This window comes from Streptomyces sp. NPDC058092, from assembly GCF_042884935.1.
Lineage (GTDB): Bacteria > Actinomycetota > Actinomycetes > Streptomycetales > Streptomycetaceae > Streptomyces.
Map to the genome: position 1 here is coordinate 398,626 of NZ_JBHVSY010000002.1, position 13,511 is coordinate 412,136.

Genomic DNA, 13,511 nt, shown 5'->3' on the forward strand with positions numbered 1-13,511 from the left:
CGCCTCTTCACCTTCCTCTCACCAGCTGCCAAGGACTGCCATGGATGCCATCACCCTGGGCTTCGGTGTGCTCGTAGCCGTCGTCCTGCTCATCGCCGTCGCCCTGCTCCTCGTCATCAGCCGGCTCTTCCGCAAGGTGGAACAGGGCAAGGCACTGATCATCTCCAAGACCAAGAAGGTCGATGTCACCTTCACCGGGGCCGTCGTCCTGCCGGTGCTGCACAAGGCCGAGTACATGGACATCTCGGTGAAGACCATCGAGATCCGCCGCACCGGGCGCGAGGGCCTGATCTGCCAGGACAACATCCGCGCCGACATCCACATCACCTTCTTCGTCCGGGTCAACAAGACCGTCGAGGACGTCATCAAGGTCGCCCAGTCCATCGGTACGGGGCGGGCCAGCGACAAGGTGGCGATCCAGGAGTTCTTCGCCGCGAAGTTCGCCGAGGCGCTCAAGACCGTCGGCAAGCAGCTGGACTTCGTCGATCTGTACACCAAGCGCGAGGAGTTCCGGGACCGGATCATCCGGGTCATCGGCACGGACCTGAACGGCTACCACCTCGACGACGCGGCGATCGACTTCCTTGAGCAGACGCCCATGACGCAGCTCGACGGCGCCAACATCCTCGACGCGCAGGGCATTCGCAAGATCACCGAGCTGACCGCGATCGAGCACGTCCGCACCAACGAGTACCAGCGCACCGAGCAGAAGGAGATCACCCGGCAGAACGTCGACGCCCGGGAGACCATTCTGGAACTGGAGCGCCGGCAGGCCGAGGCCGAGATCAAGCAGCGCCGCGAGGTCGAGACGCTGCGGGCCCGCGAGGAGTCCGCGACCGCCCGGGTCCAGGAGGAGGAACGGCTCGGCGCCCAGACCGCGTTCATCCGCACCGAGGAGCAGCTCGGCATCCAGCGCGAGAACCAGGCCCGGGAGATCGCCGTCGCGCAGAAGAACCGCGAGCGGGTCATCGCCGTGGAGAACGAGCGCATCGAGAAGGACCGGCTGATCGAGGTCATCGGGCGCGAGCGGCAGACCGAACTCGACCGGATCGCCGCGACGAAGGAGGTCGAGGCCGAGCGCCGAGAGGTCGCCGATGTGATCCGGGAGCGGATCGCCGTGGACCGTACGGTCGCGGAGCAGGAGGAGTCCATCAAGACGCTGCGGGCCGTGGAGGAGTCGGAGCGCACCCGCAGGTCGGTCATCATCGCCGCCGAGGCGGAGGCCCAGGAGAAGCTGGTCAAGGACATCAAGGCCGCGGAGGCCGCCGAGGCGGCGGCGACCCACCTGGCCGCCGAGCAGCTGACGCTCGCCGAGGCCCGGCTGAAGACCGCGGACCTGGACGCACAGGCCAAGCTGCGGCTGGCCGAGGGCATCCAGGCGGAGTCCGCGGCGCCCGGCCTCGCGGAGGTCCAGGTGCGTGACGCGGAGGCCGACGTCATCGAGAAGACCGGTCTCGCCGAGGCCGAGGCCGCGTCCGCCCGGCTCAAGGCCGAGGCGGAGGGGTCCAGGCTCAAGGCGCTCGCCGCGGCGGAGGGTACGCAGGCCCAGGCCACGGCCGACGCGGCGATGATCGGCGAGAAGCTGAAGGCCGAGGCGGCGGGGCTCACCGAGAAGGCCGCCGCGATGGCGGCGCTGGACGACGCCTCGCGCGGGCACGAGGAGTACCGGCTGCGGCTCGCCGCGGAGAAGGAGATCCGGCTGGCCGGGCTCGATGTGCAGCGGCAGGTCGCCGAGGCGCAGGCGACGGTGCTGGCCGCGGGGCTGGAGAACGCCGACATCGACATCGTCGGCGGGGAGTCGGTCTTCTTCGACCGGCTCGTCTCGTCCATCTCGATGGGCAAGAGCCTCGACGGGTTCGTCGAGAACTCGGACACGGCGAAGGCGCTCGCGGGGCCGTGGCTGAACGGCACGTCGTCGTTCACGGACGATCTGACGCGGGTGCTGGGGTCGGTGTCGACGGGGGACGTGCAGAACCTGACGGTGTCCGCGCTGCTCATGCGGATGATGCGGGCGCCGGGGGCCGGGGTCGCGCCGGGCCAGGTGCAGCAGCTGCTGGCCGCGGCACGGGAGTTGGGTCTGGCGGACGTGCCGGTGTCCGCGATGACGGGTGCGGACGTCTCCGAGGTACCCGCCTCGCGGAACGGGTCGCCGGTCGCGTAGGGCCAACCCGAGCCCGTCCGGTGGCCGCTTTGTCCTCAATCGCCGGACGGGCTTGATTCTGCCGGACCGTTCCGTGAGTCAGGCCTGCTCCGGCGAACCGTCCGTCCTCAATCGCCGGACGGGCTGAAGTGGCCCACACCACACACCTCGTAGGGAGAGCCGTACGTATGGAAACCGACACCACGACCGCACCGGCCGCCGGCGGCCCCGTGGACGCGGGGACGTACGACGTGCTGCGGCGCCGGCTGAACGACCGGGCGGCCGAACTCGTGAGCCGCGCCGAGGCGCTCAACGCGCGGCGCACCGAGGAGTTCGGCTCGACCGAGCTCCGGCTGACCGGCGCCGAGCAGATCCGTACCGAGCAGGCATCCGTACCCCGCGACCTGGTGGCCGTCGGCGGCCGGCTGCTGTTCGGGTTCGAACGGGGCCCGGGGGCGGCGGACCTGGCCGGGGTGGGCGACGTACTCGCCCTGTACGGACCCGAGTTGGAGGAGCTGCCCGCAGGCGAGGGCGGCCTGCTCGACGACGAGGCCTTCGTACGCGAATTCACCGCCCTGCACCGCTACTACCGCGACGCCCGCCTCCTGCGGCTGCGCCGGGTGGACGGCAGGCTGCTCGCCGTCTTCCGTACCGGGGAGAGCGCCGACGGCATCCGGGTGCTGCGCTGGGCGCTCGGCCCGGACGGTTCGCCCGGCGCGTTCCTCGACGCGCGCGGCGACCGGGACCACGTCTTCCCGCCGTCGCACGACTTCAGCTGGACCGTCGCGGGCCGCGAGTCCCACGTCCTCGGCCGGCACCCGCACATCGCGGTGGGCGGCGACGGCGACGGCACGGGCGCCGTCCTCTTCGTCGACACGCTGGGCGGCACCCTCACCGTCAAGACGGTCGACGACACCGACACCCCCGACGGGATCTACGAGGAGCCGGTCGCCGAACCCCTCCAGTCCCTTGCCGACGCGGACGTCGAGCATGCCGTGATCGGCCCGCTGGTCCTGCTCCGGGTCCGCCCGTACAACGAGGAGTCCTGGCGGTATCTGGTCTTCAACTCGCTGCTCGGCACGGTCCTGCGCCTGGACCTCATCGGGCCCGCCTGCCACCGGCTCCCGGAGGACCAGGGGATCATCTTCCCCGGCGGCTACTACCTCACCACCGGCACCGCCAAGACCTTCGACATCGCCGAACCGCTCACCGACCCGGTCTTCGAGGGCGCGGTCCGCTCCCCGAACGGCGAGGACGTCCTCTACGTCTTCCGTTCCCCCGACGACGGCCGCAGCCTGCTCCTGCCCTACAACCTGATCCGGCAGGAGGTCGCCACTCCCCTCCAGGGCCGCGGCCACGCCCTGCTGGACACCGGCACGCTCGTCCTCCTGCGGGCCGGCACCACGGGCGACGAACCGGCCCGCGTCCACCCGTTGCAGCGCTGGCAGACCCCGTACGTCTCCGACACCTACGCCGCCTCCCGCCCCGCCGGGAGCGGCCCCCTCGCCCGGGTCGGCAACGCCGACCTGGTGCGCGGCATCTCCGACTGCCTCGCGCTCGCGCACAGCGCCGCCGAGACGACCCCGACCGCCGCCGTGTACGCGCGGCTCGTAGCGGACTGCACCCGCGCCCGTGACCGCTACCACTGGCTGACCGAGCCCGGACTCGGCGCACTCGCCGACCCGTTGGCGGAGCTGCGGGACACCGCGCAGCAGGTCCTCGGCGAGTTCGAGACGGTGCGGGAGCTGACCCGGCAGGCCGCCGACGCACTCACCGAGACGGCCGACCGGCTCACCACACTCGTCCGCCGCATCCGGGGCGAGGCCCCGCGCTCGGCCGCCGCCTGGGTCGACCGGCTCACCGAACTGCGCCGCGCACACGGCCATCTGGCGACGCTGGCCGAGATGCGGTACGCGGACACCGAGCGGATCGCCGAACTCACCGCCGCCACGGCCGAGGACATCGAAACGGCCGGCCGGCGCGCCGTCGCGTTCCTCGGCCGCGACGACGCGTTCGCCGGCTACCACGAGGACATCGCCCGCCTCACCGCCGAGGCGTCCGCGCTCACCGGCGTCGTGGACGCGACGGTGCTCGGCGACCGGCTGACGGAGATGACGGAGGGCCTCGGCACCGTCACGGATGTCGTCGCCGGGCTCGACATCGGTGACGCGACGGTGCGCACGTCGATCCTGGAGCGGATCGCCGAGGTGCTCGGCGGGGTCAACCGGGCCCGCGCCACGCTCGACGCGCGCCGCCGCGAGCTCCTGGACCACGAGGGCCGCGCCGAGTTCGCGGCCGAGTTCGCGCTGCTCGGGCAGGCCGTCACGGGAGCGCTGGCCGCGGCGGACACCCCGGACGCCTGTGACGAGCAACTGGCGCGGCTGCTGCTCCAGTTGGAGAACCTGGAGTCACGGTTCGCGGAGTTCGACGACTTCCTCGCCGAGCTGGCCGAGCGGCGCACGGAGGTGTACGAGGCGTTCTCGGCCCGCAAGCAGACCTTGCAGGACGCCCGCGCCCGACGGGCGCAGCGGCTGGCGGATTCGGCGGCCCGGGTCCTGGAGACGGTCTCCCGGCGGCTGGCCGCCCTGCCCGACCTGGACGCCGTCCACACGTACTTCGCCTCCGACCCGATGGTCGCCAAGGTCCGCCGCACCGCCGAGGAGCTGCGCGAACTCGGCGACCCGGTGCGCGCCGAGGAGCTGGACGGGCAGCTGCTGGCCGCCCGGCAGGAGGCCGGGCGAGCACTCCGTGACCGCAGTGAGCTGTACGCGGACGGCGGTGCCACGATCCGCCTCGGCCGGCACCGGTTCGCCGTGAACACCCAGCCCTTCGACCTGACGCTCGTCCCGCACGGGGACCGGCTGGCGTTCGCCCTCACCGGCACGGACTACCGGGCGCCGGTCACCGACCCGGAGTTCGAGGCGACCCGCCCGTACTGGGACCGGACGCTGCCCTCCGAGTCCCCGCACGTCTGCCGGGCCGAGCACCTGGCCGCCCGGCTCCTGGACGAGCACGGCACCGACACGCTCGCCGCCCTGGACGCCGGCGAACTGGCCGCACTGGTACGGGAGGCGGCGGCATCCGCGTACGACGAGGGCTACCAGCGCGGGGTCCACGACGAGGACGCCACCGCGATCCTCACCACCCTGCTCGCGCTGCACTCCGGCGCCGGACTGCTGCGCTGCCCGCCCGCCGTACGAGCGGCGGCGCAGCTCTTCTGGGCGTACGGGACGGACGAGGCCCGGCGCACCTCCTGGACCCGGCGGGCCCTCTCGCTGGCCCGCGCCCGCGAGACGTTCGGCCTCTCTCCGGCCATCGCGGCCCTTCAGGAGGAGTGGGCGGACGTCATCCGGGCCGACGGCTCCCGGGGCGGGGACTCCGGGGGACGAGAATCTCGGCCCTTCCGCTCCGACGCCTCCCGGCCCGACGATTCCCGGGCCGTCGCCGCGTATCTCTTCGAGGAGCTGACGAGAGGCCCCGCCGGATTCGTCACGAGCGCCGCCGTCGTGGAGTTCCTGGACAAGTTCCGTCGTGCGACGGGCTCCTCGGCGTACGACGAGGACCTCGCCGCTTTCCGCGACGACCTCCCCGCCCGGCGCCAGCTGGTCGAGGGCTGGCTCGCCTCGTACGCCGCCGCGAGCGGCACGGAGACCGACGCGGGTGATCTGGCGGAGGCCGTCGCCGTGGAGCTCTGCCCGGAGCCGGTGCTCGCGCGGTACGAGTGCGAGGCACCGCTCACCGCCACCGTGGACGGGTTGCTCGGCACCCACCCGCGCATCGACCGGGGCCGGCTCACCGTCCGCCTCGACGAACTCCTCGCCCGCACCGCCGAGTTCCGTACCACTGCCGTTCCCGGCTTCCGCGCCTACCAGCGCCTGCGCACCTCGCTCGTCACCACCGAGCGGGCCCGGCTGCGGCTGGACGACCACCGGCCGCGCGTCATGTCGGCGTTCGTCCGCAACCGGCTCCTGGACGAGGTGTATCTGCCACTGATCGGCGACAGCCTCGCCAAACAGATCGGCACCGCCGACGCCGACCGGCGCACCGACTCGCAGGGCCTGCTGCTGCTCGTGTCGCCGCCCGGCTACGGCAAGACGACGCTCATGGAGTACGTCGCCGACCGGCTCGGCCTGGTCCTCGTCAAGATCAGCGGACCGAACCTCGGCCACGACGTGACCTCCCTGGATCCGGCACAGGCGCGCACCGCGACCGCCCGCCAGGAGATCGAGAAGATCAACTTCGCTCTGGAGTCGGGCAACAACACGCTCCTCTACCTCGACGACATCCAGCACACCTCGCCGGAACTGCTCCAGAAGTTCATCCCGCTCTGCGACGCCACCCGCCGGATCGAGGGCGTCCGGGACGGCGAACCCCGCAGCTACGACCTGCGGGGCAAGCGGTTCGCGGTGTGCATGGCGGGCAATCCGTACACCGAGTCCGGGGCCCGGTTCCGTGTCCCCGACATGCTCGCGAACCGGGCCGACGTCTGGAATCTCGGCGAGGTGCTGAGCGGCCGCGAGGACGTCTTCGCGCTGAGCTTCATCGAGAACGCGCTGACCGCCAACCCGGTGCTGGCGCCGCTCGCCGGGCGTTCCCGCGACGATCTCACCCTGTTCGTACGGCTCGCCTCCGGCACGGACCGCGCAGCGGGCGCGGACCGGCTCGACCATCCGTACGCGCCCGCCGAGGTGGACCGGATCGTCGCGGTCCTGCGCCATCTGCTGCGGGCCCGGGACACGGTGCTCGCCGTGAACGCCGCGTACATCGCCTCCGCCGCGCAGACGGACGCGACGCGCACCGAGCCCCCGTTCCGGCTCCAGGGCTCGTACCGCAACATGAACAAGATCGCCGAGCGGATCGTGCCGGTGATGAACGAGGCGGAGCTGTCCGACGTCATCGACGACCACTACGCGGGCGAGGCCCAGACGCTGACCACCGGCGCGGAGTCCAACCTGCTGAAACTCGCCGCGCTGCGCGGCCGTCTCACCGCCGAACAGTCCGCGCGCTGGTCCGCGATCAGCGCCTCCTACGTCCGTACGCAGACGCTCGGCGGCCCGGACGGCGACCCCGTGACGCGGGCGGTCGCGGCGCTGGGGCTGCTCGCGGACCGGATCGCGGCGGTCGAGTCGGCGATCGTCCGGGTCGCGGACCCGCGCCATCTGCTCACCAACCCGCAGGCCCGGCACGCGGCACCCCCGTCCGCCGGACTGCTGCCCGCCGGACCGTCAGAAGATCACTGACCCGCCAGATATACGGGAGAGGAACAAGGCATGCTGAGTCACGTGCCCCCACTTCCCCAGCAGCCCCAACGTTTCCCGTTCAGCGGACACATGGTCGTCTGCGGCGACGACGCGCTGGCCCGGCGGCTCGCCGTCGAACTGCGCTACGTGTACGGGGAGCGGGTAACCCTCGTACTACCGCCCGGACGCGACGCCCGCCGCCCCGAACTGCCGCTGACCGGACGTGGGTTGGCGTCAGCACTGTTCGGTCGCATGTCCTCGGCGATGAACCGCAACGGCGGCAACGGCGGAGGCGGCGGCGCCGACTCGCTCGGCGACGACACCAACGCCGGGGTCGAGGCGGTCCGCATCCTGGAGGCGCCGGAGCCCTCCGACGAGGCGTTCGAGGAGGCGGGCGTCGCCTCGGCCGCCGCGCTGGCCCTGGTGTACGACGACGACGAGCGCAACATCCGCGCCGCGCTGACCGCCCGCCGCCTCAACCCCCGCCTCCGGCTGGTCATCCGGCTCTACAACCGCAAGCTGGGCCAGCACCTGGAGACGCTGCTCGACCAGGCCGCCGCCGTCGCCACCCCCGGCCTGGACCGGGCCGCCCTGGACGCCTCCACCACCGTCCTCTCCGACGCCGACACGGCGGCCCCCGCCCTCGCGGCCACCGTCCTCACCGGCTCCAGCAAGGTCATCCAGGCGGAGGGCCTGCTGCTGCGCGCCGCCGAACGCACCCCGCCCGGGGGCGGCCAGATCGCCGACCCCGGCCTGTGCACCCTCGCGCTGCTCTCCTCCACCACCCATGACCCGGCGGGCACCGAGGGCTCCGACAGCAGCGGCGACGAGGGCCCCCGGCTGCTGCCCGACGAACGGCAGGTGGCGGCGGCGACGGGCCGCGGCACGATCGTCCTGGAAGCGGTCAGCCAGGCCGGCCCGCCCGGCCCGCCGCCCCGGATGGGCGGCCGGGGCGCACCGCTCGGCCAGGTCTTCTCGCGACGGCTGCGCTGGTCGGCGCTGGGCGTCGGCCTGGCCGTGCTGGGCCTCGCCATCGCCTCCACGCTCACCACCGGCGACGACCCCCTGCACGCCACCTACCTGACTCTGCTCGACCTCTTCGCGATGGGCGACCCGGCGATCGGCGACAAGACGGCTCGCCAAATCATCCAAATCCTCTCGGGTGTAGCCGGCCTGATGCTGCTCCCGCTCCTGGTCGCGGGTGTCCTGGAAGCCTTCGGCTCGCTCCGCACGGCCTCCTCCCTGCGCCGCCCGCCACGCGGCCTGTCCGGCCATGTGGTGCTGCTCGGCCTCGGCAAGATCGGTACCCGGGTCCTCGTCCGGCTGCGTGAACTCGGCATACCGGTGGTATGCGTGGAGGACGACCCGGACGCGCGCGGCATCCCGGTCGCCCGCCGGCTGCACGTACCGGTGGTCCTCGGCGATGTCACCCAGGAAGGCGTCCTGGAAGCGGCGAAGATCCAGCGCTCCCGCGCCCTCCTCGCCCTGACCAGCGTCGACACCACCAACCTGGAGGCGGCCCTCTACGCCCGCTCGGTCAAGCCCGACCTGCGCGTGGCACTGCGCCTGTTCGACGACGAGTTCGCCACCGCCGTCTACCGCACCCTGCGCACCGCCCACCCCCAGGCCGTGACCCGCTCCCGTTCCGTCTCCCACCTGGCCGCCCCGGCCTTCGCGGTCGCCATGATGGGCCGCCAGATCCTGGGCGCGATCCCGGTCGAGCGCAAGGTGATGCTGTTCGCGGCGGTCGAGGTGGCGGGCCACCGGCAGTTGGAGGGCCACACGGTGGAGCAGGCGTTCCGGGCGGGCGCCTGGCGGGTCCTCGCCCTGGACGCCACCCCGCCCGGCGACCGCCGCCCGGACCTGGCCCCGCTCTCCCCGGACAGCCCGTCCGGCCTGGTCTGGGACCTGCACCCCGGCTACGTACTGCGCCCCGAGGACCGCGTGGTGATCGCCGCGACCCGCCGGGGCCTGGCCGAACTGCTGCGCAGGCGGGGCTCGGTGACGCACCGCTGAGCTCTCGGGCGCCCGGCGGGCCCGCGACATCCGGGTGCCGGCCCGCAGCGGCACCGATCCTGGAGGTGGCGGCACGGGGCGCCCGGACGACCGCGTTCCGACCGGGTGCCGGGCCTACAACACGCCGCCCATCACCCCCCGCACCTCGTCCAGCGTCGCCTCGGCGATCTCATTGGCGCGCTCGTTGCCGGCCCGGAGCACCGAGCGTACGTACGCCAGATCCCGCGCGTACTCCGCCCGCCGGGCCCGGATGGGCGCGAATCGGCTGTTGACGGCATCGGTCACCGTCCGCTTGAGCGCGGCGGCGCCCCCGCCACCGATCTCCTCGGCCACGGCATGCGGATCGCGGTCCAGACAGAGCGCCGCCAGCAGCACGAGCGAGGACACCCCGGGCCGGGTCTCCGGCTCGTACGTGATGCGCCGCTCGGCATCCGTCTTCGCGCCCTTGATCAGTCGCGCCGTCTCGTCGGCGGTGGCGCCCAGCGCGATGGAGTTGCCCCGGCTCTTGCTCATCTTCGTGCCGTCGGTGCCGAGGAGCATGGGCGCGGCGGAGAGCAGCGCGTCCGGCTCGGGGAACACCGGGCCGTACCGCTCGTCGAAGCGCCGCGCGACGGTCCGCGTCACTTCGAGGTGCGGCAACTGGTCCTGCCCTACGGGGACGAGGTTGCCCTTGCAGAACAGGATGTCGGCGGCCTGGTGCACGGGATACGTGAACATCAGCCCGCTGACGGCCGCCTGCCGGGAGTGCGCGATCTCGTCCTTGACGGTGGGGTTGCGGTTCAGCTCTGCGACGGAGACAAGGCTGAGGAAGGGCAGCATCAGCTGATTCAGCGCGGGAACGGCGCTGTGGTTGAAGATCGTCGAGCGCTCCGGGTCGATCCCGACGGCCAGGTAGTCCAACAGCATCCCCTCCATGTGCTCGGAGAGCCGCTCGGCGAGATCCCGGTCCGTCAGTACCTGGTAGTCGGCGATGATCACGAAGACATCGACGCCGAGGTCCTGGAGCCGGACGCGGTTGTGGAGGGTGCCGAAGTAGTGCCCGAGGTGGAGCGGCCCGGTGGGCCGGTCTCCGGTCATCACCCGGAACCGGCCGGGGGTCTGCTGAATCAGCCGCTCCAGCTCGGCACTGTGACGCCGGGCGGACGCGGCGACATCGACGGTGTCTGCGGCGGGGGTGGCGACTGTGGCAGTAGTAGTCATGGGGGCTCTCCTCGCGGGTGCTGGTTGCGTGGAGGACGGCCCGCCGGGATCGGCTTCCGTACCCGTACGAGGGCAGAAAAAAGGGCCGTCCATATCGAACGGCCCTGGTTCCGTGCAGATCAGGCGGCCGCTCCTAGGAGGAGCGCCACCAGTTTCGGCACGGTACGGAGGTCATGGGGCGAGTCTAACGGAGGCGAACTCCGCCCACACGACTTTTCCCGGCCCGCCCCGCGCGCCGTACCCCCAACGGTCCGCCGGCGCGCTCACCAGGACCAGCCCCCGCCCGCCGCACGCGCCGGGCTCCGGCGCGTGCACATCGGGCGGTACGTCCGAGGCATCGTGAACCTCGATCCGCACCCCGTCGGCCATCGGCCGGAACCGGGTCTCGATCTCCCGCCCCGGCGAGACCCGGGCGTGCTGCCCCGCATGGGTCAGCAGCTCGGAGAGCACGAGTACCGCCGACTCCTCAAGGGCGCAGAGCCCCCAGCCCGCGAGTGCGGTGCGCAGTTCCGCCCGGGCCAGCGATACACAACGCGGATGCCGGCTCCAGCGGAGCACGACGGTGCGGTCGGCCGCCTCGCTCATCGGCCCACCGCCCCGCCGAGAACGAGGCTCGGCCCCGCCTCGACACCCTGCTGAGCCGGCCACCACACCCGCCGCCGCTCCCGCCGAAACCGGTTCTCGGCCCGACCACTCCTCGCCCACCTACGGGCGCAGGTTGGCCAGCGCCTGCGGAGTCAGGTGTCGGGCGAGTACGGCAAGGGCATCGGCGACTTCCTGAATCCGCTTCGGATCGTCGGCACCGAGCGCCTTGGCGAGTGCGTCGTCGATCGTGGTCGCCCGGACCTGCGCCACCCGGTCCGAGAGGCCGGGGGACTGTCGGACCAAGAGGCGGCGACGGTCCGCGGGGTCGGGTGCTGTCGTGATCGCGCCCGTCTCCTTGAGGCGAGCGACGGCGGTGGACACCTGACTCTGCGGCAGGCCGGTGCGTGCGGCGATCTCGCCGACGGCACTGTCCGGATGAGCGGCAATGTCGCTCACCGCGATCAGGACGGACCGGACGGCGGCCTCCAGGAGGGCGAGCACTACCACTGGGGCCCCGGTATCTGGGCGCTGCTGGCCGCCGGAGCCGGGCTCGTCGCGGGCTTCCTGCTGAACCAGCGCGGCAAGCAGGACCAGGAGCCGCTGGTGCCGTTCACGCTCTTCCGCGACCGCAATTTCACCGTCATGACCATGCTGGTCGCGCTGGTGGCGATGGCCATGATCGGACTGGCACGCGGCCCCCTCGCCTGCATCGGCACACAGTCCTGGTCCGGGCGTACGGCCTCCTGCGTCCGAAGACCTATGCCCCTCCGTGCACCCCCGGCGCAACAGCTGAACCACGACGCGGTCGCTTTTCAACGTGACGAACACACCCCCGAGTGTCACGTTGAACAACGACCCCCGGAGTGCTCGCGCCGAAGCCCGGCCGGGACGACCGCCGCCCCCGCCCGGCTCACTTCTTGGCGTGCTCGCCCACGTAGAAAAGGATCCAGACGAAGCCCGCGAAGAGGTGCGTGGCGAAGACGTGCACGAAGACGCGCAGCGCCACGCCGCGCTCCTTCCAGCGCTCGCTGCCGCCGCCGCTGCTCCCGCTCACAACCCAGCCTCCGTCCGGCAGGGGCACGCGCGGACGCCTGCGGCCCTCCGCGTCGCCTCGAAACCCGGTCCAGGGTACGCACGGCTCCCACCCGCCCCACCTCGGCGGAATAGGTCAGGGGGGTGCCCCGTTGTAGGATGCGAAAGATAGTTCAAGGTTCAACCAACCTGGAGGCGGGCGCCATGGAGTTCGGGATCTTCACCGTCGGAGACGTCACCACCGACCCGACGACCGGCAGGACACCGAGCGAGCACGAGCGGATCAAGGCCACCATCGCGCTCGCGCAGAAGGCGGAGGAGGTCGGCCTGGACGTCTTCGCGACCGGCGAGCACCACAACCCGCCGTTCGTCCCGTCCTCCCCGACGACCACGCTCGGCTACATCGCCGCCCGCACCGACCGCATCACCCTGTCCACGTCCACGACGCTGATCACCACCAACGACCCGGTGAAGATCGCCGAGGACTACGCGACGCTCCAGCACCTCGCGGACGGCCGCGTCGACCTGATGATGGGGCGCGGCAACACCGGCCCGGTCTACCCGTGGTTCGGCAAGGACATCCGCCAGGGCATCCCGCTCGCCATCGAGAACTACGCCCTGCTGCACAAGCTGTGGCGCGAGGACGTCGTCGACTGGGAGGGCAAGTTCCGTACGCCGCTCCAGTCCTTCACCGCGACCCCCCGCCCCCTGGACGGCGTCCCGCCGTTCGTCTGGCACGGCTCGATCCGTTCCCCGGAGATCGCCGAGCAGGCCGCGTACTACGGCGACGGCTTCTTCCACAACAACATCTTCTGGCCCATCGAGCACACCAAGAAGATGGTCGACCTCTACCGGCAGCGGTACGCGCACTACGGGCACGGCACCGCCGAGCAGGCCATCGTCGGCCTCGGTGGCCAGGTGTTCATGCGGAAGAACTCGCAGGACGCGGTACGGGAATTCCGCCCGTACTTCGACAACGCGCCGGTCTACGGGCACGGGCCCTCCCTGGAGGACTTCTCCCGGCAGACCCCGCTGACCGTCGGCTCCCCGCAGGAGGTCATCGAGCGGACCCTGTCCTTCCGGGATGCCGTCGGCGACTACCAGCGCCAGCTGTTCCTGATGGACCACGCGGGACTGCCGCTGAAGACGGTCCTGGAGCAACTCGACATCCTCGGCGAGGAGGTCGTCCCGGTGCTGCGCAAGGAGTTCGCCAACCTGCGGCCGGCCGGAGTCCCGGACTCCGCCCCCGTGCACCCGGCCGTCGCCGCCGCCCGTACGGCCACGAAGGAGGTCTGATC

Annotated in this window: 8 protein-coding genes; 4 read left to right on the plus strand and 4 right to left on the minus strand. The window is 72.0% G+C overall.

Translation table 11 applies throughout. The features are described from left to right. Positions 1-40 precede the first annotated feature (40 nt). The 3 genes from ACFVV1_RS05570 to ACFVV1_RS05580 all read left to right on the plus strand — a co-directional run bounded on the left by ACFVV1_RS05570 (position 41) and on the right by ACFVV1_RS05580 (position 9,396). Positions 41-2,161 carry a flotillin family protein gene (locus ACFVV1_RS05570; RefSeq protein WP_389984856.1) on the plus strand — a complete coding sequence of 707 codons (2,121 nt, stop codon included), beginning with the start codon at positions 41-43 and terminating at the stop codon, positions 2,159-2,161. A 167-nt stretch (positions 2,162-2,328) separates the two neighbouring features. Beyond that, on the plus strand, positions 2,329-7,380 hold the full coding sequence (locus ACFVV1_RS05575; protein WP_389984858.1) for a DNA repair ATPase: 5,052 nt from the start codon (positions 2,329-2,331) through the stop codon (positions 7,378-7,380). A gap of 30 nt (positions 7,381-7,410) precedes the next feature. Then, a complete protein-coding gene (locus ACFVV1_RS05580) occupies positions 7,411-9,396 on the plus strand; it encodes a potassium channel family protein (protein ID WP_389984860.1) in 1,986 nt (661 codons plus the stop codon). 114 nt (positions 9,397-9,510) lie between these two features. Here ACFVV1_RS05580 and trpS read toward each other — a convergent pair whose 3' ends face one another. The 4 genes from trpS to ACFVV1_RS05600 form a co-directional block, all read right to left on the minus strand. Beyond that, positions 9,511-10,596 carry a tryptophan--tRNA ligase gene (trpS, locus tag ACFVV1_RS05585; RefSeq protein ID WP_389984862.1) on the minus strand — a complete coding sequence of 362 codons (1,086 nt, stop codon included), beginning with the start codon at positions 10,594-10,596 and terminating at the stop codon, positions 9,511-9,513. A 171-nt stretch (positions 10,597-10,767) separates the two neighbouring features. Continuing rightward, positions 10,768-11,181, minus strand: a complete 414-nt coding sequence (locus ACFVV1_RS05590) for an ATP-binding protein (protein WP_389984864.1) — start codon at positions 11,179-11,181, stop codon at positions 10,768-10,770. Between the two features lie 120 nt (positions 11,182-11,301). Continuing rightward, positions 11,302-12,009 (minus strand): MarR family transcriptional regulator, encoded by a 708-nt coding sequence (locus ACFVV1_RS05595; protein WP_389984867.1) that lies wholly within the window; start codon positions 12,007-12,009, stop codon positions 11,302-11,304. A gap of 82 nt (positions 12,010-12,091) precedes the next feature. Then, positions 12,092-12,235 carry a DUF6126 family protein gene (locus ACFVV1_RS05600; RefSeq protein WP_389984870.1) on the minus strand — a complete coding sequence of 48 codons (144 nt, stop codon included), beginning with the start codon at positions 12,233-12,235 and terminating at the stop codon, positions 12,092-12,094. A 182-nt stretch (positions 12,236-12,417) separates the two neighbouring features. Between ACFVV1_RS05600 and ACFVV1_RS05605 the strand changes: the two genes are divergently transcribed. Continuing rightward, positions 12,418-13,509: an LLM class flavin-dependent oxidoreductase gene (locus ACFVV1_RS05605; RefSeq protein ID WP_389984873.1), complete on the plus strand. Its 1,092-nt coding sequence runs from the start codon at positions 12,418-12,420 to the stop codon at positions 13,507-13,509. Positions 13,510-13,511 lie beyond the last annotated feature (2 nt).